The 21854-nt window shown below is 62.7% G+C and carries 18 protein-coding genes; 5 read left to right on the top strand and 13 right to left on the bottom strand.

What is annotated here, in order from left to right; genetic code table 11:
- The first annotated feature begins 109 nt into the window (after window positions 1-109).
- From AC1DMA_RS04540 to AC1DMA_RS04530, 3 genes are all read left to right on the top strand, one after another.
- A complete protein-coding gene (locus AC1DMA_RS04540; protein WP_478143393.1) occupies window positions 110-1030 on the top strand; it encodes a DUF6502 family protein in 921 nt (306 codons plus the stop codon).
- Window positions 1027-2418 carry a DUF5666 domain-containing protein gene (locus AC1DMA_RS04535; protein WP_478143392.1) on the top strand — a complete coding sequence of 464 codons (1392 nt, stop codon included), beginning with the start codon at window positions 1027-1029 and terminating at the stop codon, window positions 2416-2418. The genes AC1DMA_RS04540 and AC1DMA_RS04535 overlap by 4 nt, the downstream gene beginning before the upstream one ends.
- Before the next feature lie 197 nt (window positions 2419-2615).
- A complete protein-coding gene (locus AC1DMA_RS04530) occupies window positions 2616-4076 on the top strand; it encodes a metal-dependent hydrolase family protein (protein ID WP_478143391.1) in 1461 nt (486 codons plus the stop codon).
- A gap of 37 nt (window positions 4077-4113) precedes the next feature.
- On the opposite strand, the gene AC1DMA_RS04525 is transcribed toward AC1DMA_RS04530, so the two are convergent.
- The 9 genes from AC1DMA_RS04525 to AC1DMA_RS04485 all read right to left on the bottom strand — a co-directional run bounded on the left by AC1DMA_RS04525 (window position 4114) and on the right by AC1DMA_RS04485 (window position 15361).
- Window positions 4114-4668 (bottom strand): TolC family protein, encoded by a 555-nt coding sequence (locus AC1DMA_RS04525; RefSeq protein WP_478143959.1) that lies wholly within the window; start codon window positions 4666-4668, stop codon window positions 4114-4116.
- A gap of 15 nt (window positions 4669-4683) precedes the next feature.
- Window positions 4684-5424 (bottom strand): TolC family protein, encoded by a 741-nt coding sequence (locus AC1DMA_RS04520; protein ID WP_478143390.1) that lies wholly within the window; start codon window positions 5422-5424, stop codon window positions 4684-4686.
- Window positions 5421-7523 (bottom strand): peptidase domain-containing ABC transporter, encoded by a 2103-nt coding sequence (locus AC1DMA_RS04515; protein ID WP_478143389.1) that lies wholly within the window; start codon window positions 7521-7523, stop codon window positions 5421-5423. Before AC1DMA_RS04515 ends, AC1DMA_RS04520 begins: the two co-directional genes overlap by 4 nt.
- 1 nt (window position 7524) lies before the next feature.
- Window positions 7525-8649, bottom strand: a complete 1125-nt coding sequence (locus AC1DMA_RS04510; protein ID WP_478143388.1) for an HlyD family secretion protein — start codon at window positions 8647-8649, stop codon at window positions 7525-7527.
- A 109-nt stretch (window positions 8650-8758) separates the two neighbouring features.
- Window positions 8759-9700, bottom strand: a complete 942-nt coding sequence (locus AC1DMA_RS04505; RefSeq protein ID WP_478143387.1) for a lysophospholipid acyltransferase family protein — start codon at window positions 9698-9700, stop codon at window positions 8759-8761.
- Between the two features lie 409 nt (window positions 9701-10109).
- Window positions 10110-11141 carry a fimbrial protein gene (locus AC1DMA_RS04500; RefSeq protein WP_478143386.1) on the bottom strand — a complete coding sequence of 344 codons (1032 nt, stop codon included), beginning with the start codon at window positions 11139-11141 and terminating at the stop codon, window positions 10110-10112.
- A 1-nt stretch (window position 11142) separates the two neighbouring features.
- Window positions 11143-13806: a fimbria/pilus outer membrane usher protein gene (locus tag AC1DMA_RS04495; RefSeq protein ID WP_478143385.1), complete on the bottom strand. Its 2664-nt coding sequence runs from the start codon at window positions 13804-13806 to the stop codon at window positions 11143-11145.
- Between the two features lie 9 nt (window positions 13807-13815).
- Complete coding sequence (locus AC1DMA_RS04490) at window positions 13816-14592, bottom strand: fimbrial biogenesis chaperone (protein WP_478143384.1); 777 nt, start codon at window positions 14590-14592, stop codon at window positions 13816-13818.
- A gap of 226 nt (window positions 14593-14818) precedes the next feature.
- Window positions 14819-15361 carry a fimbrial protein gene (locus AC1DMA_RS04485; protein ID WP_478127674.1) on the bottom strand — a complete coding sequence of 181 codons (543 nt, stop codon included), beginning with the start codon at window positions 15359-15361 and terminating at the stop codon, window positions 14819-14821.
- Window positions 15362-16064: 703 nt separating this feature from the next.
- Between AC1DMA_RS04485 and AC1DMA_RS04480 the strand changes: the two genes are divergently transcribed.
- The gene (locus AC1DMA_RS04480; protein ID WP_478127673.1) at window positions 16065-16802 is read left to right on the top strand and encodes a hypothetical protein; all 738 of its coding nucleotides are present in this window, start codon (window positions 16065-16067) and stop codon (window positions 16800-16802) included.
- A gap of 127 nt (window positions 16803-16929) precedes the next feature.
- Window positions 16930-18567, top strand: a complete 1638-nt coding sequence (locus AC1DMA_RS04475; RefSeq protein WP_478143383.1) for a long-chain-fatty-acid--CoA ligase — start codon at window positions 16930-16932, stop codon at window positions 18565-18567.
- Window positions 18568-18594: 27 nt separating this feature from the next.
- Here the strand turns inward: AC1DMA_RS04475 and AC1DMA_RS04470 are convergent, their stop codons facing one another.
- From AC1DMA_RS04470 to AC1DMA_RS04455, 4 genes are all read right to left on the bottom strand, one after another.
- Entirely contained in the window at window positions 18595-19014 is a 420-nt protein-coding gene (locus tag AC1DMA_RS04470; protein ID WP_478143382.1) for a DUF4189 domain-containing protein, read from the bottom strand.
- A gap of 58 nt (window positions 19015-19072) precedes the next feature.
- Entirely contained in the window at window positions 19073-20047 is a 975-nt protein-coding gene (locus tag AC1DMA_RS04465; RefSeq protein WP_478143381.1) for a Bug family tripartite tricarboxylate transporter substrate binding protein, read from the bottom strand.
- A 61-nt stretch (window positions 20048-20108) separates the two neighbouring features.
- Window positions 20109-20471, bottom strand: a complete 363-nt coding sequence (locus AC1DMA_RS04460) for an AtuA-related protein (RefSeq protein ID WP_478143380.1) — start codon at window positions 20469-20471, stop codon at window positions 20109-20111.
- Window positions 20468-21841: an acyclic terpene utilization AtuA family protein gene (locus AC1DMA_RS04455; protein ID WP_478143379.1), complete on the bottom strand. Its 1374-nt coding sequence runs from the start codon at window positions 21839-21841 to the stop codon at window positions 20468-20470. The genes AC1DMA_RS04460 and AC1DMA_RS04455 overlap by 4 nt, the downstream gene beginning before the upstream one ends.
- Window positions 21842-21854 lie beyond the last annotated feature (13 nt).

The following is a 21854-nucleotide window of genomic DNA, read 5'->3' as shown; positions in this document are numbered from 1 at the left end:
TGTCAGACAGCGCCTGATGTCACTGTCCTATGCGTAACTGCCGGTTAACTTCACGGGTCCGGACCCAGGAACATCGCTATCTACGGCACTCGGCCTGAATGCCATGGCCATGAAACGGACTGCATCGAACAACGCCACGCACGAAAAGGCTCCGCGGCTGCTGCGCCAGCCGATGGTTCAAGCCCGCGAAGGCCAGCTCGGCTGGGTGCTCGAGGCGTGCGCGCGAGTGCTGCGTCCCCTGGTGAGGCTCGCGCTCTCGTTTGGCGTGAAGCACGCGCACCTCGAGGAATTGCTGCGCGATGTCCTGGTCGACGAGGCGCGTCGCGCATGGTCCGCCAAAGGCACCGAAGCCAACATCAGCCAGTTGTCGGTCACGACCGGCTTGAACCGAAGAGTCGTGACCAGCAGGGTGCGAGAGGCTGACGCCTCCTTGCCGCAAACCGAGATGTCGGTCGAAGCCAAGACCTTGACGTTGTGGCTCGAGATGTTCGCGAACGATCCTGCCGCGCGGTTGCTCCCGATTGCATCGCAGGAAGCAGACGAACCATCGTTCGAGGCGCTCGCGCGCCGTGCGAGCCGTGGCAATGTTCATCACCGCGCTATCCTGGATGAGCTCGCGCGGCTCAACATGGTCATCGAACATGAGGAGACGGCAGAGTTGGCGGTTGCCGCCTTCGTGCCCGTCGGCGACCTGAAGGCCATGCTCGCCTTCCTTGGCGACAACGCACGCGATCACTTGTTGGCCGGCGTATCGAATACCGTGGGCGGAAAGCCGCCGATGCTCGAGCGATCGGTTTTCGCGGCCGGCATTTCGCTGGCCGACTGCGAGCGGATTCATCAACTTGCGCGTGAACGCTGGGGAGGCCTTCACCACGAGTTGACCCAGGAAATGCGACGCGCCTTCGAAGCTGCGAACAAGCAGCAGAGGGGGCGCATTCGAGTCGGCATTTACACCTTCTACGAAGACGTCGAGGCTGAGCCCGCTGCGGCAAAGGCCGGCCCGTCCAAACCACCGAAAGTAAAAGCATGACGAAATTCCTTCTGCGCCACGGCCTGCTGTCGTTGTTCGCCGCCTTGCTGCTGTCATGCGGGGGAGGTGGCGGTGGAGGGGGCGGCGGAGCAGGCCTGGTCCTCGGGGTTTCGGCGCCTGGGAACCCCGGCGCAACCGCGACGAGCCCCGTCGGCGGTCCCGGTGGCGCTCCGGATTCGGGGTCGGGCGTGGGTCCGGGTACGAGCGGCGACGCGAGTTCCGGGGGCAATGGTCTCGGCGGTATCGACGGCAACACGAACGGCGGCACCACGACGGCTTCGGGAGGCGACGACGGATCGGGCGTGGGCTCCGGCGGCACCGGCGTGACCACCGCGGATGCGGTCGGCGTCGGCGCAGTCGACGGCGCGGGAAGCATCATCGTCAACGGACTTCGCTACGACACCAGCGCCACGGTAGGCCACGTCGAGGACGCTCCGAATGGAATTCAGCTGGGAATGACGGCGAAGGTGACCGGGCCGGTCGACGCGGAATTCACGGGCGGCATTGCCCGCCAGGTGGACTCCGCTGCGGACTTGCGCGGYCCGGTCGAATCGCTCGATCTGTCAAAGGGCAGCTTCGTCATCCTCGGCACGCGGGTGACGACCGACGACGCCACCGTCTGGGCCGACGCGTCCGGGCTTTCCGCGATCCCCGTCGGCAAGACCTTGCAAATCTGGGGCTTGCCGTCCGGACCTGGGGTGGTTCGCGCGACGCGCATCGAGCAGCATGATTCCTCGACAGCCATTCTGTCGGGACCCGTTCAGAACCTGGACGCGGCGGCCCATACCTTCACGCTCAGCGGCCTCGTGATCGACTATGGCAGCGCGGTTCTCAGCGGCAGCCTGAACAACCAGCCGCTTGCGAACGGCACCATCGTTCGCGTGCGGGCCAACATCGCTTCACCGGGACGCCTCGGCGCCACGCTGGTGCAATGGTGGTATCCGGTGCCGATGGCGAATGCAACGACCGCCCATTTGGAGGGCGTCATCACGGACTATGCAGGATTGGGTGCGTTCCACCTGCTCGGCTTCCCGATTGACGCCAGCGCCGCGCAGATCACGGGCGGACCAGCCAGGGGTCTTGGCAATGGTGTGAAGGTGGTCGTCGGAGGCACAGTGTCGAACGGCGTGTTGCGGGCGACCAAGCTCAAGATCCGTAACGTGCCGGGCACCGGCGGACCGGCGTCGTTCAATCTCATTGGGCCGGTGGGCGCCTTCAAGTCGCCTTCTGACTTCCGCGTCAAGGGACAACCCGTGAATGCGGGCGGGCCGGGGGTCGTGTTCTCCAACGGCACGGCGGCCAATCTGGCCAACGGCGTCAAGGTGAACGTGCAGGGCACGCAGGTGATCGATGGCGTTTTGATCGCCAACACGGTCGCCTTCGAGTGAAGATCGAACCGGAGAGTCAGCGAGCCAGCAGTCAGCGAGCCAGCCCCAGCGACAAAGGCGAGAAATTGTCAACGGCATGCGCTTGCCTTGGCGGGATCGCCTCCTCCGCCTAGGATGACGGGGCCGCGCGGACAGGCGCCATGAACGCGCCTGCCTGTCGCGTGGACTCGATCGATTGCAACGGAGAAATTTGACTCATGTACGCCTGCGCATCCCTGACAGACGACGCCGTGGTGCGCCGCGCCGTATGTCTTTGCCACCGCCCGGAAATCCAGACGCTTACTAACCGCATCAACGCCGACCTGTCGCGCCGCGGCTTCGTCGTCGGAATGGCCGCTTCCATCGCATCGCTGGGCCTTCCGTTTCGGGCTGGCGCGCAGTCGGCTTCGCCTGCGGCGCCCAGGGCGGTGCTGTTCACCAATGTGCGGCTCTTCGACGGCAAGTCCGCTTCGGTGCGTGACGGCATGTACCTCCTGGTCGAGGGCAATCGCATCAAGGGCATCGGTCCAGGCACGCCGGCTGCACCGGAGGGCGCACAGGTGGTCAACGCAGGCGGCCGTGTGCTCATGCCGGGCTTGATCGACGCGCATTGGCACTCCCTGTTTGCGGCCTTGCCCTTGCCTGTCCTGCTGCAGGGCAACATCGGCTACATCCATCTCGCCGCCGCCGGAGAAGCCGAGCGGACGCTCATGCGCGGCTTCACGACTGTGCGCGACCTCGGTGGCCCTGCCTTTGCATTCAAGCAGGCGATCGACGAAGGCCTGGTCGTGGGGCCGCGCATCTATCCCTGCGGCGCCATGATCACCGGCAGCGGAGGCCATGGCGACCTGCGTCCGCTGGGCGAGCTTCCTCGCAGCCCGGGTACGCCGAGCGCCGTCGAGAGAACGGGCGCGGCGGCGATCGTCGACGGCCCCGACGAGATCCGACTGCGCGTGAGAGAGCAGCTCACGCAAGGTGCATCGCAGGTCAAGCTGGTTGCTGGCGGCGGTGTCTCTTCACCGCGCAGCCCGCTGGATCTGACCACGCTGAGCGAGGCCGAACTGCGCGCGGGTGTCGAAGTCGCGCGCGACTGGAACACCTACGTCGCCGCGCACGCCTACGCGCCGACGACCGTGCAGCGCGCCATCAACGCAGGCGTTCAGTGCATCGAGCATGCGCATCTCATGGACGAGACCACGGCCAGGATGATGGCCGACAAGGGCGTCTGGCTGAGCATCCAGCCCTTCCTCTCGGAGGAAGATACCGGCCCCATGAGCGGCCCCAACCGAGTCGCGGCGCTGCAGGTCTTCGCAGGCACGGACAGCGCCTACAAGCTGGCCAAGAAGCACAAGATCAAGACGGCATTCGGGTCGGACATGCTGTTTGCGCCGGCCCTGGCGACGCGCCAGGGCACGATGCTCACGCACCTGACGCAGTGGTATTCCACCAGCGAAATCCTCGCCATGGCGACTTCGGTCAATGCGCAATTGCTCGGCCTGTCCGGCCCGCGCAACCCGTACCCGGGCAAGCTCGGTGTGCTCGAAGAAGGCGCCTACGCGGACATGCTGCTGGTCGACGGCAACCCGCTGGACAACATCGCGCTGCTCGCCAATCCCGACGCCAGCCTTCTCGTCATCATGAAAGACGGCAAGATCCACAAGAACACGCTGAAGGCCTGATATGGCGCTGGCGGCAGCGCTGGCGGGAGCCTTGTGACTATTGCGAAACAGGCCCACCGGGCGTCAGAAGCGCATCGACTTGCGCGACTTCATTGAGGTCCAGCGTGCCCGTTTCGGCCTTGAGCTCCAGCAGCGACATCAGCGATTCGTATCGCGCGCGCATGAGGCTCTGTTGGTTGGCATAGAGTTGTTCGACGGCGCGAAGCACGTCGCCGCTTGTCCTGCCGGACACCTTGAACCCGATCCGAGTGGATTCGAGCGCCTTGTGGGAGGTCGCCACGAGTTGCGCCAGCCGGTCGGTCCGTGCGAGGCTCCTTCGGAAGCGCGAGAAGTGATCCCGCGTGGCAGCTTCCGCTTGCCGGGACGCCGACAGGAGTTCAGCTTGTGCCTTGTGTTCGAGCGCGACGGCTTCCTTATGGCGCGCATGCGTTTCTCCGCCGTTGAAGAGGGGGACGGTGATCGTCAGCATCGCTGTCGTCGTCGACGCGGGCTGCGAATAGCCCGCTGCCGCGCCGGCCGGCGTATGGTTTGCCGTCAGGCCGATCACCGGATAGTGCTCGGATCTCAACTTGCCCACTTCGAGTTCCGCAATGCGCAGCTGGATCTGTTAGCGTTGCACAGCATAGTTCTGCGATCGCGCCTGTGTGACCCAGCGTTCCGCGTCCTGTGGCTCCAGCGTTGGGCGTATCGCGGTGTCCGGCAAAGCCGACAGGAACGTGACGGGCACGCCGGTCGCCTGCTCGACCGCGCGATATTTCAGGCGTAGTTCGTTCTGCGCATCCATCTGCTGCAGGATCGCCTGCTGGCCGACGGATTCGGCTTCGTCCAGATCGATCACCGTGGCTTCGCCTGCGGCCTGCTGGCGGCGAAGCACCTCGAGATGCGAAGCGACCGCTGCCGCGTAATCCGTCGCTCTCTTGAGCTCGTCCTCGGCGGAAAGCGCCTCGAAGTAGTTGCGCGCCGCACGCAGGATCGTTGCCTGGTGCGCGTCGGCGAGATCGACCGCGCCACGCGCCACGATGAGATCCGCCTGCTTGTAGCTGGTCCAGCTCGTCCAGTCGAACAGGGGTTGCGACAGGCCGACGGTCCAGCCGTTCTGCCAATAGTCTGCCGTCGGAAGTCCATCGGTGGCGGTTCGGTTGTAGGCGCGTCCCCAGCCTGCGCTGAGCTTCGGCAACAGAGCGGCGCGCGCCTTGGGAACCGCTTGTCGCGCTGCCTCATAGCCTGCGCGAGCCTGGGCAAGATCCGCGTCGTGCTGGATGGCCGAGTCGATCACCGTCATGAGGTTGGCAGCGTTCGCACCAACTGCCTGGGCAGACAAGGCCAGCAAGAGCACCCTCAGCTTCATACCAGCGCTCCTGTCCGCCGGTCGCGCACGAGCCGACCTTCGACCAGTTCGTAACGCGTCTCGAAGGCGGATGCCAGGTGCATGTCATGGGTGATGACGACCACGGTGCAGTCCAGCCTTTGCAGCAGCGCGGCGATGCGCCGCACCGAGGCCGGGTCCAGGTTGGACGTCGGCTCATCGAGCAGCAGCAATTCGCGCTGCTGCATCTGGTAGAGCGCGCGGGCCAGGAGGAGGCGTTGGCGCTGCCCTGCGGAGACGTTTGCCATCGTGTCGCTGATGATCGTGCGCGTGCGCATCGGCAACCGCATGATGTCATCGAGCAAGCCGACATCTTCGAGCAGCGAATGAATGCGCGCCTCGTCGGCGTTTCCTTCGAACGAGGACACGTTGTCGGCAATGGTACCGTGCAGAATGATGTCGCCCTGCCGCATGTGAACCGCGTGACGTCGAATCTCGTCGACCGCGAGGTTGGGCCACGCGATGCCATTCAGGGCGATGTGCCCTTCGCTGAGCGGCTCCGCGGCCGCAAGCAGCTTGAAGATCGTTGACTTTCCGCTACCGGATGGTCCGGTGATGGCGATCTTGTCGCCCTTGCGGATGTCGATGTTCGCCTCCTCGAGCGCAGGGCGGTCCGACACGCCGTAGCGAAAGGTCACATCGCGCATCTCGATGCGTTGAAACTCGCGCACTTCCACGCTCTTGCGGCTGTCGCTCAATGGCGTGTAGCGCTCCGGGTCGCACTTGACGATGTCATCCACCCGCGCGACCGGCACGCTCAGCATGAAATAACCGAACGCGGCATTGATGGAGCGTGCGAGCCGCTCCGACATCAGTGACTTGTAGATCAGGAACGAATAGAAGACGCCTACGGAGACAACGCCACTGAGCATGAAATTCGCCGCCAGCCAAGTGATGACGATCATGTCTCCGTAGTCGAGCAGCTTGAGCACGCCATCGCGCATGCTCCCCAGCCGGCTGCCTTGCAGGACCGCCGCGATGTATGCCTTGTACTTCGCCATGTAAATTGCCGTGCGCCGTGTCTCGCCTTGCGCCAGCTTGATGAGGGTCGCCGCGCGGATCGTTTCGAACAGCGCGTCATCGCAGCGCGCGGAGTTCTCCATCACGAGCGCGTGCGCATCGCGCATGGGCAAGAAGAGCGCGAAGGAGACGGCCACGTAGAGCGCGAAGATCAGGAGCGCTACGATCGTCAGCTGCCAACTCTGGACAAGCATCAGCACCAGCGCGAGCGCGGCTGCCGCCAAGTCGATGTACAGCGAGATGCGAGTTCGCGTTGCATACGCGCTGATCTCATCCTGCGCCTTAATCCGGGCGAACAAATCGCCCACGTTGCGCTTCTCGAACCAAGGGATGGGATTGCGCAAGAGATGCCCGAGCAACCCTGCTGTCATGTTGATCTGCGCCAAACCGTACAACAGTTCGACGAGGTAGCTCTGGACGAACTGGCTCAGCGCGCCAATGACAAAGATGCTGGCGAAGGTTAAGGCCAACACGTTCAACAGGTTCAGGTTGTCAGTGGCCACGACCTGGTCGAGTACGAGATTGCCGAGGTAGGGCATCGCCAGGATGGCGAACTGACCGCCCAGCGCGACGAACATCACCTTTGCGATTTGCGCGCCGAGTTGCGGATTGCATGAGCGCACGCGAGCCAACGCTGCTGGCACGCCGGACTTGGCCCGGATGCGCTGCATCTGCGGTGTCGCCGTGCACTCGAGCAAGTAGCCGGAGACATTCGTCGTGAAAGTTTCCCTGGTCACGCGCCGGCGACCGGAGGCCGGATCGATGAGGTGCACGTAGCCGCGGACAACCTTCTCGAACACCACGAAATGCGCCCCGCCGAAGTGGACGATCGATCCGCGCGAAAGCTCTGACAAATTCGCGGGGTCGAATCGATACGGCTGCACCGACAGGCCGAAATCCACGGCAACGTCGTACAAATCCATGAGCGTCAGGCCGTTGGCGGAGATCGGGCGATAAGCCGACAGCTCGCGCACTTCAGTGGCACGGCCGAGGTGCGACAGGACCATGGCCAGGCACGCATAGCCGCATTCGGCGACTTCGTTCTGATAGATCGTGCGCACGTCAGCCCCTCAGCACGCGAAACAGGGGAGCGAGAACCCACTCTGCGATCGTTCTGCGCTCGACGACGATGCTGGCCGTCGCACGCATGCCGGAAAGGATCTTGAATTGCTGGCGCTCGAATTCGAAGGTGTCGCCGCGCAGCGTCGCCCATGCCATGTAGTCGCCGCCGCCTTCCGCCGCCGACGGGTTGGGCGTGCCTTCCGTCGGAGCGGAGGCCCGCATGGTCGTCCCCGAAATCGAATCGATCCGGGCTTCGTAGCTGCCGAATCGCTCGTAGGGGAACGCGTCGAACTTGAGCCGAACCGTCTGACCCTCGCGCACGAAGCCGCGCCGCCGCGATGGAATGTGCAGCGCGGCGCGCAAGGGCCCGCTCTCGGCCGTGTCGATGACCAACGCGACATCTTCCGGTTCCAGCGACTGGCCGGCGACCAGATTGGAAAAGGACACGACCCCCGCCTTCGGCGCGGAGATTGTCATGTTCTGCCGCGCCTCTTCGAAGCGCACGCTCAGGTCCTGGAGTTCGCGCGCATGCTGCGCGTCGAGCGACGCGAGCTGCGTCTCTACATCGGTTTGCGTGCTTCGCAGCATGGCCAGCTCGCCCTGCAACTGCTGGCGCCGCGCCGCGCCCTGTGCGACGACGGCTTTCGCCTGGTGCATCTCCGCCGTGGCCTGCTCGATCCGGTCGACCATCACGTAGTCGGAGACGGATTGCAGCCGCGTGACCTTCTTTTCGAACTGGTACACCAACCGGCGGTTGTGAACGAGTTGATCGTCGAGTGCCGCAGCTTCTGCCCGCCGGCTGGTCTGCGTGAGCAGGGAAGCGTCCAACTGCGCCTTCAGGTTGCTTTTGCGTTGGCTGTATTGCATTGCGATCGTTCGAACCTGCTCGTCGCGCACCTGTTCATCGAACAGGGGGCGCTGGCGGCCGTCGCTCGACAGTGAGAGATCCTTCTCGAGAACGAACAGGGGCGTGCCTTGCGCGACGTGTTCGTTCGCCTGAACGTGGACCACAGAGACGAGCCCGGTCAGGCCCTGGATTTTGAAGTCCGCGGGAGAAACGATTTCACCCTTGACGTCCTGCTTCAGTTCGATCTCATGAAAGAAGGAAAACGCAATTGCGGCCACAAGGAATGTCGATGTCGCATAGCAAATCCATCGCCAGGAAATATCGCGAAAATGAGGAAGATGGGTCGAATCCATATGAACGCTGTCTGCATCGTGCAGCGTGTTCGCTTTATTTGGCTGGGGAGAAGGCGTACATGGAGGGGTGACCTCCGAGAAGCCAGTTCGGATAATTGTCGATCAATGCAGTTTCGATGCAATGAGCGAGTTGTTGCGGTGCAGCGGCGTCGGCGAGCGCGATGGGCTCGAATAGCTTGGCACTGAATCGCCCTTGGTCGAAGCGCAGATAAAACGCCAAAAGTACGGCATCATGAGATGCGCCAAGCCGAAACACGCCATTGTGAATGCGCGCATTTCGATTGAATATCGAAACATCGACCGTCTGCATCGGATATTGGTGCATTGCAAATGGCGGCGCGTCGGTGAACATGGCAACAATGCCGTTGCGCCTCAGCGCCCGTGCAACACGCACGCCTAATCCATTGCGGTTTTCATCTCCGTAGGTGTACAAGACCTTGATGCCCGGAATTTGCGCATCGTCGTTCCCATAGATATGTCTGGGAACACCAGAGACAACAGAAATTGATTCAACGCCCAAAAGTTTTTGCAATTGATCTATGACATAGATGTTCGCGTATTGAGAGACGTAGTGGAATGGCGAAACGACGACGGGACGCTCCGGAGTCTGGTCCTTCAGCCGAGCAATCTCGTCGGCCAGTGCCGCAGCCACAGTTTGCAGGTCTGGCCAGGCTTCATCAGCTCGCCGGCGCCTCCCGAAATAAATCCGCCGATCAATCAGACTTTCCAGCAAGGAGCCAGCGCTTGCGCGGCGCGCAAGCGCTGGCGTCAACTGGAACATTTCGCGACCCATTTCAGCGCGTATCACGCCATCGGTGCGAGTGCGACGACTGAAGAAACTGGCAACGAAAAACCAAACCACTATCCGTCGGCCACATACGGCCAATGGAATGCGGCCTATCAGTTCAATCTGGATTTTGTATTTTGTGCGCGTGGTCCAGTGTCGCAAAGTAAAGCAAAACTTTTTCGTTTTCACTGAAGAGTAAACGGACCTTTCGATCCGTTTACGCTTTTTTAGGACGCTGAATAAGGAATGGTCGGGATACCTGGATAGTTAGCCGGCGGTGCCGGTATTGCTTGTGCTGGTGGGCAAGCTGTCTTACAGCATTTTGCGGCGCCTCCTGCGATCAACGATTTTGCGAGTTCATCCCTGTCAATTTTATGCATTTTATACAACACTAGAGTTTCAGATAATGCACTCATTGATTGAGTGCACGCAAATGATATTTCGATTCCCGGCACATCGGGGAAATCGCTTGAGAGACTTGTTTTATTTGTGCATTTCTTCTCGTTTCGGATCTTTATGACGAATTGATTTCGATCTGATCTATTCGGTTGAATTGGATGGCACGCACGCGCGTGATCAGGAATCGCGCATTGGATGACTACTTATAGTTGAGCGTGAATGTCGCGGTGCCGTCGGCGCGACCCGGCGTCACCTGGCTGCCCGTCTGGAAATAGCGCGCGGTGTACGGGAGTACATAGGCGCCATCCTTCGATTGGCCCACGAGCGCGTCGTCGCCGAACGTCACTGGGGTGGCGGCGTTGTTGTCAAGGATCTGAATCCCGACGCCGTTGGCAACGTTCGTACCGCCTTGCGTGATCTGCAGTACCCCCGGCTCGTTCGACGGGTCCTTTGTTGCATCCATGCGCAGATAGACCGTGTTCCGCATGTTCGCGCCAGCGCCGCAGTTCAACGTGATGTTGAAGTTCTGGTCGTAGTTGGCGGCGGGGGAGCCCCTGGCGCTGAAGCTGGTGAGCGGCACCTTGCCAAACCGCACCGGGATGTTGCGCGAGCCCGCGTCCACGATGCACGAAGGTGTGATGATCGTGGTGCCGAAGCCCAGGAGTCGAGTGGTCAGTACCGAGAGCCCGTCGTCGCCGTAGTAGCGGGTGTAGATGCCGCCGGCGAGCGGGCCATTACCGGTGATCCGAGCCGTCTTGATCAGTTCCACTTGGAACTGCGTGCCGACCTCGAAATAGAACTGGTAGGCGCTCGAGAATCGCAGCGTGTGCGGATAGTAGACCGTCTGGGTCGACGAGATTTTGCGCGACAGCCGAATGCCCACGCCCGGTACGTTGGTTGAATAGACGTTGGGGAAATTCGGGTCAGGCGTGCCCTGCTCCATGGTTCCGTTCACAGTGCCGCCGTTGGTGTCGCAGCGGGTGGTGATTTCCGCTGACCCCTTGGTCGGAATCGAGAACAGCTGCGACGCAATGAGGCCGCCCAGCGGGATGGTCGGGGAGATAAGGACGTTCCCCATATCCATGTCGATATTGCGGTCTGTGATTCCAGGCAAGCGCGTGCATGCCGCCCAGGCGCCGGGCGCGCCGAACAGTAGGCACAAGGCCAGCAAGGCTGCGCGCGCTCGACCGCGCCGCAGGCCCTTCGTCGTTGAAGATCGAGTGCTGCTCATTTCATTCCTTTGCATTGGCATCTTGTGGGGTTTCCCGTGACGCAACATTGGCGCCGGGCCCGGTGCACTGTCCGTCAAGTTCGCGGATCGGCGGCGGGTTCTCTTCGTCCGCCAAGCTGTAGGGCACGATGCACTGGTCGTTTTCGCCATGGCCCCAGATCACCTTCAGGTGGCCCGAGTTGGCGGCACCGGTGACGAAAGCTTGCCCGTCGGGTCCGACGATCCCGACTTCCTGGCCCGCTTCGTTCTCGATCTTCGAACCGAGCGGCAGAGGCTGGCCGAATTCACCCACCAAGGTCATCAACAGGCGGTAGCCCACCGATGTCTCGAACTTCGCCACCACGACGGCGCCACGCGTCGGCACCACCTCCATCGCCGCGTTCTTCACCTCCACGGTGTCGCCGAGGTCGCCGGTGAGGATGGCGACCCGATTGACGCGGTAGGGGCTCAGGTTGGGGATCACCGCGTTGCCTGCACCGTCCGTCGCGATGCCGCGCTGCGATTCAAAGCCGACATCGTTCGCTTTCGGCGCCTGCACCAGCGCGATGGTCTCTCCGAGAGACTGCGAGAGCGTCGCGCCATCGCCATGCACCAGAACGCCGCCGGCCACACCCAAGGTGGTCTGGCCGAAACCGCTCCCTTGCGAACGACCGACGTCCAGACGCCCCACGGGCGAGAGATAGCTGGCGCTCGCGCTGCCATTGTTGCTGCCGCCTTGCTGATTGGAATGGCCGGCTGTCACGTTGTAGCTGAGTCGGCTGTCGTCGAATGCGGTGCCGTAGATGCTGGCTTGATGATTCACGCGGCCGCCTCGCTCGCTGGTGACCGAGTACTGTGCGCTGGCGCGCGTGCCGTCCAGGGGGATGCTCAAGGTCGCCATGATCTGGCGGGAGACAGGTCCGTTCAGGTTGGTTGCATAGTTGTAGAAGAGGCTGTAGCCAAACTGCTTGTAGTTGCCCGAATAGCCCACCTGCACGAGCCGATCCGTTGAGCTCGTTCCCCAATAGGACTGCTGTCGAGCCGACACGAAGACGGCACCCTTGTCGGCGATCTGCTGCGACATGTCGAAACGCAGCTCGTTGCGCCGGCTGTTGATTGGCGACGACCACACGGGGTCTCGCATCTGCACGGCTTCCTGGAAGGTGCGATAGCCGCTGGTCGAATAGCGATAGCCGGCAATGCGGAAGTTGGTGCCAGAGCCTGTGAACGACTTGGCATAGAGAAAGCGCAGCGATTGCCCGCTGTAGCCCGCGCTATCGCGGTCGGTCGAGCTCGCCGCCGAAAGGTCGACGGACACCGCGCCGAAGCCCCGCATGTTCTTGCCGACCCCGGCCAGCACGGATTGGTACACGTGCGTCGTGGACAGCGTCATGCCGCCGTAGAGCGTGTATTCGTTTCCGAGGCCGCGCGCCAGCGTGCCTTGCAGGAAGAAGGGTGTCCCTCGATCGGACTGCCCGCCATAGGAGGCAGTGCTGTAGCCATTGCGGTATTCGCCGCCAGTGACCGAGTAGCGCCATGCGCCTTCTCGCAGGAGCGTCGGAACCGCCGAGAAGGCCTGGACGAAGCGCGTCTCTCGACCATCTGCCTCGGTCACCGTCACCTCGAGGTCGCCGCTCGCAGCCGTGGGGTAGAGGTCGTCCAGAACAAAGGGGCCTGGAGCGACGAAGGTGCTGTAGACGATGAAGCCGTTCTGTCGAACAGTGACGCGCGCGTTGGTTTGCGCGACGCCGCGGATCGTTGGCGCATAGCCCTGCAGGCTGTCGGGCAGCATCGCGTCGTCGGACGAAATCTGCACGCCCCGGAATTGGGTGCTCTCGAACAAGTCCCCCGGCGTGGCGCCATCGCCGACCAGCACCCGGCCGCGGATGGACGGAAGGTCGCGTTGAATGAAGGTGTTGATGCCTTGCCAATTGCTGCGGCCATCGATGCCGCGGCTGAAAGTCGAGAAGTGACGAAAGCGCCAGTCGCCGACATTGAAGCCGGCGCGCACGCCGGCAAAAAGTGTGTCGCGCTCGAGGCGATTTCCTCCGTCGGGCCCGAACGAAGTGTTGCCACTGAAGACAGGGGTGTTCCTGCCGTAGTCGCTGCCGCTGTTGCGCGCGAAGTTGACTTGGTAGTCGAGCATGCCCGCGGTGATGCCCTTGTCCCATCTTGCGGGGTCGACCGCTCCACGGGCCGAACGATTCAGCGCGGCTTGCGGAATGCTCACGTACAGGCGCTGCTTGCCGGCATCGTAGGTGACGGTCGATTCGGGAATGACCGCGCCCAAGTCCACACAGGCATCCGTCGATGCTGCAGCCAGCGCCGGAAACACCGCCGTGTTGACGCCCCATTCGTCCAGAAGGGTGCGCGTCAGGCACGGGACGGCGTCGGCCTTGCCGTCCTGCTGGACAAAATGAATCGTGCTTTGCCCGGCGCTGCGTGCGTTGAGCGATACGTCAACGGTGTAGGTTCCGGCGGTGACGCGGTTGCCGAAGGAGAACAGCGACAGGTCGGCATGCGCCTGATCGCCGCCGATGCCGAGGAACTCCTGATTGAATGTCGAGGCGGCCACTTGCTGTTGCGCATGGCCCGGAGTTCCCATTGCGGCAAGCAACGCCGCGCAAATGGTCAGCCGGAAGGGTGCCGGGGACGGGATGGAGGAGGGGCTGGATCTTTCGTGCATGGGCCGTCCTCAGGGCTTCGCGGCGTCTGCCGGCTTTTCGACCAACTCGGTCTTGACGGCGACGGGCGTGGCACCCACAGGCACCTGCACGCGCTCTTCAGGCGTTTCGCCTCCGTAGTCGTTGATGGTGGTGTAGGAAACGCGTAGGGACTCCGGCGCCTCGACGGCGCTCAGCGGATACGAGACTTCGCCGAAAGGCGGCACGAGGTCGGCGTTGATCTGCTGCTGGCCGTCGTTGACCTTCAGACTCGTGAAGGTCACGTGGTAGGCCGACTCGTTGGCGACCTTGAGCACGGCTCCCTGCTTGTTGTCGTTTGCGCTGACCGCCCACTTGAGCTTTGTCCGTGCCTCGCCAGGTTTGCCGGCGAGATTCGATGGCCGATAGAAGAGCTTGATGCGCGTGCGCACGGCAATCTGAAGGACGTTCTCTTCGTTCGACTTCTCCGGGATCTCCTTGACGTTGAGCCAGAAAATCGATTCCCGGTCGACCGGCAGCGAGCCCCCGACGCGCATGATCCGCAGAATGTTTTCCATACCGGGGTCGAGGCGCGACAGCGGTGGTGTGACGAGCAGCGGCGTCTTGCCCCTGCCCTCTCCGGCGTCGATCCAGGCCTGAACGACATACGGGGACGTGCCGGTGTTCTTGACTGGAATGGAAGCTTCGCGGTTTTTCTCTCCGAGGATGACACGCGTGCCTGAGAGCATCACGCCCGCACTGGCGGACCACTGGAGACCGAGCATCAGCAGCAGGCCGATGGCCCACTGACAGCGATTTTTAACGTACATACACATTCCTTCGTACGCGTCGGACACAAGGCACGAGACGCAGGCAAAAGCACAGCGGCGCGTCTGTGTCGACGCTCCGTCGGGAAACATTCAGGAAAACGAGGGGCCTGCGCAGTGCGAAGGTGCAGGACCTATCGCAGGCGTCAGGCGGGTGCGCGGCGGCTTGAAGCCCTGCAGGGCTCAGCCGGCCGCGCGTGCCGCGGGAACCGCGGACTTGCTTGTCGACTTACTTGTAGTTGACAGTGAACTGCGCAACGGCATCGGCGGGGCCGACGGTCACGACGGGGCGGGTTGCCACGTACACAGCTTGGAACTTCAGGGCGTTGTCGCCTTCGCCGAGGATGTATTCCAGCGATTCCGAGCCCAGGGCAATCTTGGTGCCGTTCGAATCGCCGAGCTCAACCGCCACGCCGGTGGCTCGTGCAGCGCCGACCGCCCCTGCATTGACGATGGTCAGTGCGGTGTTGTCGTCGCTGTCAGGCACGCCTTCGAAGGACACAGTGGCGCCCTTGGCGGTGGCGCCGCAGGCCAGGAGGTCGATGGTGAACTTGGCAGGCTGCGGTGCCTTCTTGCCGACTGCGCCGTCGAGCGCCGTGCGCGAGACGTTGCCCAGCGGCACGGTCATGTTTTGGCTGACGGGCGAAATGGAGCAAGGCGCGTCGACGATCTCACCAGTGAAGTTGATCGTGCCGTCGGCGGCAAAAGCGCCCTGCGACAGAACGCCAGCGAAGGCCAAGGCGGCGATTTGAACGAATTTAGTCTTTTGCATTTGATTCCGATGAATTAAGGGCTTGAAAAGGTTGTTGCCTGTACAGGGCGGCCGAAGGATAGCACCGCTATTTCGAGGTATTCATCGCGATTTAAAAATCAGAGTTTTCTCAAATGCGTCAATGGGAATTGGGAATGTTCCTAATTCTCTTGACGAATCGTTCGACAGTTTTCGACTGAAAGCCTGTTCACCGCGTAGTGAAGCCGCTCTTCGAGTGGCCCGAGGGGAGACCGGATCCCATGAGCGACGGTCGAGGGCGTATTGCGCGCTCGGCCGGTGTTGAGAGGGAGATTGGACGCACGGTGGAGGTCTTTTGGGCGAGTTCCGCGCGATGGCAAGAGCGCTATTCGTCTTAAGAAGTGTCTCGGTGCCAATGAAATTGAGGAAAAAAGGTTCCAGAATCCGGAAAAGTCTCTAAGCCGCTTGAGACGGTTATGAATCGTGGTCGCGTAGCGGATGTGAACTATTGCACTCTCACTACGGATTTTTTAGTTCCTCATGGCCTTTATTTTTTGAATTTAATTCATTAAAGAGACAGTCATGAAAAAGAATGTTTCTGATGAAACAAAACCCCATTTAAATGGGGCGACGCCAATTCGTTCAGATGCAGCCAAAGGCGCAAGGCGGCGGCTGATGCGGCAGTTCCGGTGGAGCAGCCCCGGAATCGCCGAACCGCGCTTTCACCTGCCCTACACTGGTCCCGATGAGAAACCCTCGTCAACCGCAAACGGTGCAAGACGTCCTCACCTCCCATTTCTGGAGCGGCGATGCCATCCGCAGCCGAAGCGTCAGCGACCTTGTGCTTTCGGGCCTGGTCGACATACCTTCCCCTGCGGCAAGGCTCACGGCGGATTGGGAGAGGGAGGTCTTGCGACTGGGCCTGGAACCTGGGGACGTCGAAGCCTTGTCCCTGGCGAGAGCACGTGCGCGCTGGCCGGACTTCAGGCGAACCGTGCAGTCCACATCCGAATGGGCGCGCTCGCTGGGTCTGCATGAAGCACTCGCCGAATCGGACATGGCGCTCATGGCCTGCCGCGGCGCGAGATATCACCATGACGGCGAGCAGTATGGAAGCGCGGCGTTCTGCAATCTCTTCCTGAGCGAGGACATGGGGCTGGACGTGCATTTCTTCGCCAGCGGCGATCGAATCCCACTGAGACGAGGCACGGCCATCATCTTTGACACGTGCCAGCCGCACGGCGTCGTTCAACGAGGCGGGGAGAGCTTCGACCCCGTCGATTTCGCGTCTCTCGATTGCACGCAGGTGTTTCTGACTTGGGAACTGCCGATCGAGGATGCGCACGTCGCGCGCATGCTCGGCGTGACCTTCGACGTCGATCCCGCCACCTCGTTGCAAATGGACGAAGAGCAAGTTCGCCGGGGCGGCAAGCGCTTGCGTGTGTGTCCGCAAACGGGGCGATGGGCGCCCGTGGAGCCTTGACTCACGATTCGGCGGGCTTGCGAAGTTGGCGAATCAACTGAGATGCGGAACGGCGTTTCCATAGTACAAAGCCATCCAAAAGCCACAAAGCCACAGGCCACAAGCCGCCAAGCAAGGAGACAACGCCATGTTGGGACTGATGCAGGATCGGCCTTTGCTGATCTCCTCGCTGGTGGAGCACGCGGCCACCTTTCATCCTTCGACCGAGATCGTTTCTCGCAGACCCGAGGGTGGAACGCACCGCACCACCTGGCTCGGCATTCGCAATCAGGCGTGTCAGGTCGCTGGTTTGTTGCGCGAACTGGGCGTCCGGCAGGGGGACCGGGTCGCCACGCTGGCCTGGAACTCCGATCGTCACCTGGCGCTTTACTACGGCGTGTCGGGGTCTGGCGCCGTTTTGCACACCGTCAATCCGCGGCTTTTTCCGGATCAGATCGACTACATCGTGAATCACGCCGAGGATGAAGTGCTCTTCTTCGACGCCTGCTTCGCGCCGCTTGTCGAAAAGCTCGCGCCTCGATTCACGACCATCAAGCACTTCATCGCCCTCTGCGGGCGCGAACACTTGCCGAAGACTTCGCTGCCGAACCTGCGCAGCTTCGATGAACTGGTGGCTGCGCAGAGCACGGACTATGACTGGCCCGAGTTCGACGAGCGCACGGCTTCGTCGCTCTGCTACACCTCTGGCACGACGGGCAATCCCAAGGGCGTGCTGTATTCGCATCGCTCGACGGTGCTGCACGCGTTGATGGAACTCGCGCCGGACACTTTCGGCCTCAACTCCAGTGAGAGCTTGATGCTGATCGTGCCGATGTTCCATGCCAATGGCTGGGGCACGCCGTATGGCGCGGCATTGGTCGGCGCCAAGCTCGTGCTACCGGGCCAGTTCCTGGATGGCAAAAGCGTCTTCGAGTTGATGCGCGACGAGAAGGTGACTTTCTCGCAAGGCGTGCCTACCGTCTGGCTCATGTTTTTTCAATACGTCGATGCCAACCCCGATGTCGACATCTCAGGGTTGTCGCTCAAGCGCGTCGGTATTGGGGGTGCGGCCGTGCCGCGCGCAATGCTGGAGCGCTTCGAAGGCCAGTTCGGCGCAGAGGTCGTGCAGGGCTGGGGCATGACGGAGACCAGCCCGATCGGCGTCATCAGCAAGCTGTTGCCAAAGCATCAGGCGCTTTCCGGCGAAGAACTGGTCAAGGTCAAGCTCAAGCAGGGAAGAGGCGTGTGGGGCGTCGGCCTGAAGATCGTCGACGACGCCGGCATGCCGCTGCCCTGGGATGGCCAAGCCTTCGGACATCTGCGCGTGCGCGGGCCCTGGATCGCCAGCGGCTACTACAGGGCAGAAGGCGGCGTGGTGATCGACGATGAAGGCTTCTTCAGCACCGGCGACATTGCAACCATCGACCCGGATGGATTCCTGCAACTGGTCGATCGCGCGAAGGACGTGATCAAGTCGGGCGGCGAATGGATTTCATCCATCGACGTCGAGAACGCCGCCGTAGGTTGCCCGGGGGTGGCGGAGGCGGCCATCATCGGCATCGCGCATCCCAAATGGGGGGAGCGTCCACTGCTGCTGATCGTCAAGCGTCAGGGCGCCGATGTCAGCAAGGAAGCAGTGCTGGATTTCCTCGCCGGACGCATTGCCAAATGGTGGTTGCCAGACGATGTGGTGTTCGTCGATGAACTCCCGCACACTGCCACCGGCAAGCTTCTCAAGACGAAGCTGCGCGAGCAGTTCCGCGATTACAAGTTGCCTACTGCGTGAGTCGAAGACCTGAGAGCCTTCATTGGCTCAGCGCGGCGAACACACGCTGACGACCAGCTTGCAGGGCTCCGTGGGAAGGTGGTTGTCGCACTCCCTGACGGCCGCCACGCCGGCATCGCTCGCGGTACGAGCAAGCGCGGTGCCCCATTCGCCATAGTTGCCGGTCGCCAGTGCGCCGCAAGTCCGATCGAAGTACGCGCGGACCACGCAAGTGCCCGGACGTCCCGCCGCGCGGTCGCATTGGGCGCGTGCCGTGCGCTCGGCTTCTTCGCGGGATGCATGGTTATAGGAGAAGCCGTACCAGCCTGACATGGCTGCAATCGCGCCCCAGCTGGGGCTGGAGGCCGGTTCGGCGCGGGCTGGTGAAACGGCGATGCCGGTCAGGCCGAAAGCAAGCAGGAGTATCAGCGCGGCAGACGCGCGTACCGCGTCGGATCGAAAGTTCATCCGGCAAAGCTTAGCGCCTGCAAGCTGCCAATCCGGTCCGCGCTCCCGCCTTTACCTTTTACTCAGCCTCGATCCCCGCCGCCTTGACGATGCTTCCCCACTTCTTCGATTCGGCCGCCTGGAACTTCGCCATTTCTTCGGGCGAGCTGGTGAACACCTCGGTGCCGGTCGGCTCATAGAAGGCCGTCTTCGCGGCTTCGGTATGGGCGGCCTTGACCAGCAGTTCGTTCAGCCGCTTGACCACGGCGGGTGGCGTCTTCGCCGGCGCGTATGCGGCAAACCAGTAGCCCATTTCGTAGCCCTTCACCCCCGCCTCGGCGATGGTTGGAACATCCGGCGCAAGGGGCGAGCGCTTGCTGCTGGACATGCCCAACGCGCGCAGCTTGCCGGACTTGACCTGCGGCAGTCCGGTCGCGGTGTCGGTGATCATCATATTGATCTGGCCGCCGAGCAGATCCGTCACCGCCAGCGTGTTGCTCTTGTATGGCACATGCAGCAGCTTGATGTCGGCCATCTGCTGCAGCAGTTCGCCCGCCATGCGGCTGGACGAACTGCCGCTGCCGAAGCTGTACTTGCCGGGTTCCTTCTTCGCAAGCGCGATGAATTCGGCGACCGTCTTCGCAGGGAATGAGGGGTTGACCACCATGATCTGTCCGCCCTTGCCCAGCGCGGTGATCGGCGCAAAGTCCTTCACGGGGTCATAGGGCAGCTTCTTGAAGAGGTGCTCGTTGGCTGCGTGCGTGGTGTTGGTGGTGATGAGCACGGTGTAGCCGTCCGGCGCCGCCTTGGCCACGTTCTGAGCGGCGATGAAGCCGTTGGCGCCAGCCCGGTTGTCGATGACCACGGCCTGCTTGGTTTCAGCCGCGACCGCGTTGCCGATGGCCCGCGCGATCTGGTCGGTCGCGGTGCCGGCAGCGAAGGGCACGATGAAGGTGATGCTCTTTTCAGGAAACCCATCGGCCTGCGCCAGCACAGGCGCGAGGCCAAGGGCAGTGATCGCGGCAGCGAGTGCGATCGAGTGAATGCGGGTCATGTCTTGTTGTCTCCGGATGGTGGTTGAGTTGAGTTCGAAAAGGAATATCAGTGATCGGCATTCAGTGGTCCGTCTTGCTCACGAGCAGGTGCCGAAGCGTCTCGGGCACTTCGATGGGCATGTCGAGCAACAGGAACGACAGCGACTTGCCATGTGTGTCGAGGTTCAGGGCATCGTTGACGCCGCCGTCGAGCACTGCGTCGAGCACGAAATTCATGGCGTGCAGCTTCGGCAATACAAAGCGCTGCACGCGGCTCGGCGCTCGATGGCGAAACTGCGCGGCGACTGCGTCGGCTGTGATCTGTTCGACGAGCAATGGGAACAAGTCCGGATGCCAGGCAATGACGCTGATGTTGGAGCGATCGCCTTTGTCGCCGGTGCGCCCGTGCGCTGCGCGATAGAGGGGAACCAGGGTCGAACTCATGGCGACACCATTTCGAAGCGGGCCGGCACCGCTTCTCGCGGCAGCAGGCATGAAATCGTGTTGAGCCGTGGCGTGAGCGTTCCGCGGACTCCGCCGCCGCCTGCCGGGCCGCAGGTGTAGAGCGCCGTCACTTCGCGGATCAGGCGTTCGGCTTCGGCGCGCTCATCGTGCGTGGCGGCGACTCGCAGGCGCACGTCGCGGGCCCCGCGGTCGGGCGTGGCCTCGAGCATGCGGCCGCCGTCGTCGGCGAGGATGCTGAGGGCGCCGATCAGGTCGACGCGAAGGGTGAGCCGATTCAGGCGGCTTCGCAGCACTTCGGCCGCCAGTCGCGCGCGAGCTTCCGCTCTCGGTCCGGCATATGAAATCTCGCCTTCTGCCAGCCAACCGCCTTCGTGGCAGACATTCACCTTGTAGTGCGTTGGGCGAGGATGGCCGCGCACACCGGTCAGCTTGATGCGATTGGCTCCGACGGCGTTGACCTGGGCTTCGCTGATGTCGGCAGTGACGTCGGGCGTGAGGTAGGCCGCCGGGTCATGCACCTCATAGAGCAGTTGCTCCTTGACCGTCGCCTCGGTCACCAGTCCACCGGTTCCGGCGGACTTGCCGATGGTGCAACTGCCATCGGGCTGGATCTCTGCAATGGGAAAGCCGACATTGTCGAGCCCGGGTACTTCCTTGAAGCCGGGGTCGGCGAAATAGCCGCCGCAGACTTGCGCGCCGCATTCCAGCAGATGGCCCGCCATGGTCGCGCGGCCGAGTTTTTCCCAATCGTCAGGACGCCAGCCGAAGTGCGACATCGCAGGACCGACGGCGAGTGACGGATCGGCGACCCGTCCGCATACGACGACCTGGGCACCTGCGTCGAGTGCGGCTGCGATGGGCTCGGCGCCGATGTAGGCGTTGGCGCTCACGATGCGCAGCTTGTCGAGGCCTTCGCCAAGTTGTTCGCGCAACAGCGCACGCTGTTCCGGCGCCGAAAGATCGTCGCCCTCGACCACGGCGATGCGCGGCGCGGGCGCGCCGAGTTCCACGGCGATGCGAGCGATGTGCCGCGCCGCCGCGCGCGGATTGGCGGCGCCGAAATTGCTGACGATGCGAATGCCGTTGTCCAGGCAGCGCTTGAGCACCGGGCGCAGCATCTCGTCGAGCAAGGGTTCGTACCCGGTGTCCGGATCGGCGCGGCGACGCAATTGCGCGAGCGCCAGTGTGCGCTCTGCCAGCGTTTCGAAGATGAGGAAGGCGCGTTGCCCCGCGGGGCCGTTCGCGAGTGACGCGATCAAGGTGTCGACCACCGGCCCTGCCGCATCGGTGCGGTCGCCGGAGAAGCCGGCTGCGCAGCCAATCAGCAATGGAACAGTTGACGCATTCATGTTCGGGCGGTTG

It is taken from the genome of Variovorax sp. 05N34 (assembly GCF_056397405.1).
Note: the sequence above shows the minus strand (reverse complement) of the source record. Positions and strands in the feature narration are given on the sequence as shown.

What these genes read in the sequence shown, in the direction of transcription:
- AC1DMA_RS04520 (WP_478143390.1), bottom strand. Translation starts at nt 5,424, where the DNA reads ATGAAGCTGAGGGTGCTCTTGCTGGCCTTGTCTGCCCAGGCAGTTGGT.
- AC1DMA_RS04485 (WP_478127674.1), bottom strand. Translation starts at nt 15,361, where the DNA reads ATGCAAAAGACTAAATTCGTTCAAATCGCCGCCTTGGCCTTCGCTGGC.
- AC1DMA_RS04500 (WP_478143386.1), bottom strand. Translation starts at nt 11,141, where the DNA reads ATGAGCAGCACTCGATCTTCAACGACGAAGGGCCTGCGGCGCGGTCGA.
- AC1DMA_RS04490 (WP_478143384.1), bottom strand. Translation starts at nt 14,592, where the DNA reads ATGTACGTTAAAAATCGCTGTCAGTGGGCCATCGGCCTGCTGCTGATG.
- AC1DMA_RS04540 (WP_478143393.1), top strand. Translation starts at nt 110, where the DNA reads ATGAAACGGACTGCATCGAACAACGCCACGCACGAAAAGGCTCCGCGG.
- AC1DMA_RS04465 (WP_478143381.1), bottom strand. Translation starts at nt 20,047, where the DNA reads ATGACCCGCATTCACTCGATCGCACTCGCTGCCGCGATCACTGCCCTT.
- AC1DMA_RS04460 (WP_478143380.1), bottom strand. Translation starts at nt 20,471, where the DNA reads ATGAGTTCGACCCTGGTTCCCCTCTATCGCGCAGCGCACGGGCGCACC.
- AC1DMA_RS04480 (WP_478127673.1), top strand. Translation starts at nt 16,065, where the DNA reads ATGAGAAACCCTCGTCAACCGCAAACGGTGCAAGACGTCCTCACCTCC.
- AC1DMA_RS04470 (WP_478143382.1), bottom strand. Translation starts at nt 19,014, where the DNA reads ATGAACTTTCGATCCGACGCGGTACGCGCGTCTGCCGCGCTGATACTC.
- AC1DMA_RS04475 (WP_478143383.1), top strand. Translation starts at nt 16,930, where the DNA reads ATGTTGGGACTGATGCAGGATCGGCCTTTGCTGATCTCCTCGCTGGTG.
- AC1DMA_RS04495 (WP_478143385.1), bottom strand. Translation starts at nt 13,806, where the DNA reads ATGCACGAAAGATCCAGCCCCTCCTCCATCCCGTCCCCGGCACCCTTC.
- AC1DMA_RS04530 (WP_478143391.1), top strand. Translation starts at nt 2,616, where the DNA reads ATGTACGCCTGCGCATCCCTGACAGACGACGCCGTGGTGCGCCGCGCC.
- AC1DMA_RS04455 (WP_478143379.1), bottom strand. Translation starts at nt 21,841, where the DNA reads ATGAATGCGTCAACTGTTCCATTGCTGATTGGCTGCGCAGCCGGCTTC.